This window comes from Actinomyces polynesiensis (genome assembly GCF_000820725.1).
GTDB classification, from domain to species: Bacteria; Actinomycetota; Actinomycetes; order Actinomycetales; family Actinomycetaceae; genus Pauljensenia; species Pauljensenia polynesiensis.
In genome coordinates this window covers 1-3,259 of sequence record NZ_CCXH01000266.1, presented here as the reverse complement: position 1 = coordinate 3,259, position 3,259 = coordinate 1, and the positions used below count along the sequence as shown (strand labels likewise).

Below are 3,259 nucleotides of genomic sequence, written 5' to 3'. Positions count from 1 at the left end.
GGTGATCCGACCGCTTCCCGGGGCTTGCGTCCCGTTCCGGCGGCGAGAGACAACATTAGGTGGATCGCCCACCGGTGTCAAACGGGCCCTCCGTCATTCCCACCTCCCCGGCCCACGCCCGCTGCGGCGCCCTCACGGTCCCGGTGACAGCGAACCTGCTCTGACCTGCGTGGATGTGTCCACTCTGGGGCACCGTGGCCCCACCCGGGGGCTCCATCCACCCTTCCGCAAGTGCTCCTCCCGGCACCCGCACCCGGGCATGTCGTCACCTCGCGGATGTCCGCGAGCTCACAGCGGAGCCAGCCACGGCACCCCTGAGGCCCCAACGGTCCACCGAGCCCCTGACGGCGTTGTGGGGAGGACCGTCCACCGGTCCTCCCCACAACAATGTCCTCACTGCGCGGATCCCCGGGCCGTCACACCCGGGTCGACAGCGGCGCCCCGGGCCCCGGACCTTGGGCCGTTCCCGTTGCCGTTGCCGTTGCCGTCACTGTGCGCGCACCACCGCGAGGTTTCGACGCCCCTTCCGCACCAGTGCCAGTCCTCCTGCCAGGAGGTCCCCTGTGGAGATGGGGGCGTCCTCGTCAGTGACCTTGACGTTGTTGAGGTAGGCGCCACCTGAGGCAACCGTCCTGCGCGCGGCCGAGCGCCCCTTCTCCAGACCCGTGGCCACCAGGGCATCCACGATGGTGGACTCCCCCGCGACGATGTCACCCGAAGGCAGTTCGGCCGTCGCCGACTCCAGGGTCCTGGCGTCCAGGGCGCCCAGTTCGCCCCTCCCCCACAGGGCCTCCGTCGCCGCCAGCACGCGGTCGAGCTCGTCCCTGCCGTGCACCAGCTCCGTCACACGGGCGGCCAACTCCTTCTGCGCCACCCGCGCCTGCGGCCTCTCGGACACCTCCAGTGCCAGTTCCTCGATGCGCCTGCGAGGGAGGAAGGTGAAGATCTTGAGGAAGCGCACGACGTCCTCGTCCGCCACCTGCAGCCAGAACTGGTAGAAGGCGTAGGGGCTGAGCAGTTCGGGATCCAGCCAGATGGCCCCGCCCTCGCTCTTGCCGAACTTGGTCCCGTCCGCCTTCGTGATGATCGGTGTGGTCATCACATGGGTTTCGTGGCCCTCCACCTTGCGGATGAGGTCCATCCCCCCGACCAGGTTGCCCCACTGGTCGTTGCCCCCGGTCTCCAGCGTGCACCCGTACCGGCGGTGCAACTCCAGGAAGTCGTTGGCCTGGAGGACCTGGTAGCTGAACTCCGTATAGGAGATCCCCTCGTCAGAGGCGAGCCGCCTGGCGACGATGTCCTTGGACAGCATGGTCCCCACGCGGAAGTACTTGCCCACGCCACGCAGCAGGTCGACCGCGGACATCTGCGCCGTCCAGTCGAGGTTGTTCACCATCCGCGCCGCAGCCGGTCCCTCGAAGTCGAGGAAGTGGGCGATCTGCCGGCGCAGGTTCTCCGCCCACCCGGCCACGACCTCCTCGGACTGGAGCTGCCTCTCACCCGACTGCCGGGGATCCCCGATCAGGCCCGTCGCCCCGCCCACCAGTGCCAGCGGACGGTGACCGGCCAACTGCAGGTGACGCATCAGCAGGACCTGGACGAGGTGGCCGTGGTGCAGCGAGGGACCGGTCGGGTCGAACCCGCAATAGAAGGTGATCGGACCCTGCGCCAGATGCCTGCGAAGCGCGTCGATGTCGGTGTGCTGGGCCAGGAGGCCACGCCACTGGAGCTCATCGAGGATGTCCGTCACGGTGTTCCTTCGTCTCGTCACTGGTGGTCCCGGTCGGGACCACCGTCCAGCCTAGCGGCGCCCACTCGCACGGCGCCGCGACGTCCCGCGGAACGCGCGGGCCCGAACCCGGGGCGGGTCCCGCCGACCCCGGCACCCAGGCCCGCGTCCACTCCCTCAATCCGGCCGAGACCGTCCCTGCCTCCGCCAGCTGCTCGGCGACCCGCACGGGAGCTGTGCCCCCGCGCCCCGAGCGTGCGGCCACGGACCCGGCCGCACTGAGCACCTCACGCACCTCGGGTGACAGCACGGGGGAAGCAGCACGCAGCTCGTCGTCGCTGAGGTCCCACAGCTCCACACCGCGTTCCTCCGCCGTGCGCACGCAGGCACCCGAGATCTCGTGGGCCTCCCGGAAGGGGACGCCCCGGCGCACCAGCCACTCCGCGATGTCGGTCGCCAGGGAGAACCCCTGGGGTGCGAGCTCCGCCATGCGGTCCAGGTGCAGCCTCATGGTGGCCACCATGCCGGCGACGGCGGGAAGGAGCACGTCCAGGGTGTCGACCTGGTCGAAGACGGGCTCCTTGTCCTCCTGGAGGTCACGGTCGTAGGCGAGTGGGATGCCCTTGAGCACCGTCAGCAGTGCGGTGAGGTCGCCGATGAGGCGGCCGGCCTTGCTGCGCCCCAGCTCCGCCACGTCAGGGTTCTTCTTCTGGGGCATGATCGAGGAGCCCGTGGAGTAGGAGTCGTCCAGGGTGACGTAGCCGAACTCCTTCGTGTTCCAGATGACGATCTCCTCACACAGGCGGGAGACGTCCACACCCGCCATGGCACACACGAAGCTGAACTCCGCGACGACGTCGCGTGAGGCCGTCCCGTCGATGGAGTTGGCCACCGAGTCCTCGAAGCCGAGCTCGCGGGCCACCGCGCGGGGGTCCATGCCGAGCGTGTTGCCGGCCAACGCTCCCGAACCGTAGGGGGAGACCGCGGCGCGCCGGTCCCAGTCCCTCAGACGCTCCACGTCGCGCAGGAGGGGCCAGGCGTGGGCCGCGAGGTGGTGGGCGACGAGGACAGGTTGGGCGTGCTGCATGTGCGTGCGCCCCGGCATGACCGCGTCCCCGGCGGCAGACGCCTGGGCCAGGACCGAGTCGGCCACGTCGAGCAGGAGCCCACCGAGGTGGCGTGCCTCCTCACGCAGGTACACGCGGATCAGAGTCGCGATCTGGTCGTTGCGGGAGCGGCCCGCACGGAGCTTCCCGCCCAGGTGCGCCCCCGCCCGCTCGAGGAGCCCGCGCTCCAGTGCGGTGTGGACGTCCTCGTCGTCGGGGGACGGCCTGAACGCGCCGGAGGTGACGTCGGCGTCGAGGCGGTCCAGGGCGGCGTGCATGTCCCGCAGCTCGTCGTCGTCGAGGAGACCCGCGGCATGGAGGGCGTTGGCATGGGCGTGTGAGCCGCGGATGTCGACGTGGGCGAGACGCCAGTCGAACTGGGTGGAGACCGACAGTGCGGCCAGCGCCTGCGAGGGACCACCAC

2 protein-coding genes are annotated in these 3,259 nt (G+C 70.3%); both read right to left on the bottom strand.

Annotation, left to right across the window (positions count from 1 at the left end):
- Positions 1-487: 487 nt before the first annotated feature.
- Positions 488-1,750: a tyrosine--tRNA ligase gene (gene tyrS, locus TA90_RS11350; RefSeq protein ID WP_043536564.1), complete on the bottom strand. Its 1,263-nt coding sequence runs from the start codon at positions 1,748-1,750 to the stop codon at positions 488-490.
- Positions 1,731-3,259 (bottom strand): argininosuccinate lyase (gene argH, locus TA90_RS11345; protein ID WP_147513484.1); only part of this gene is annotated, 1,529 nt, incomplete at its 5' end. The genes argH and tyrS, both read right to left, overlap by 20 nt.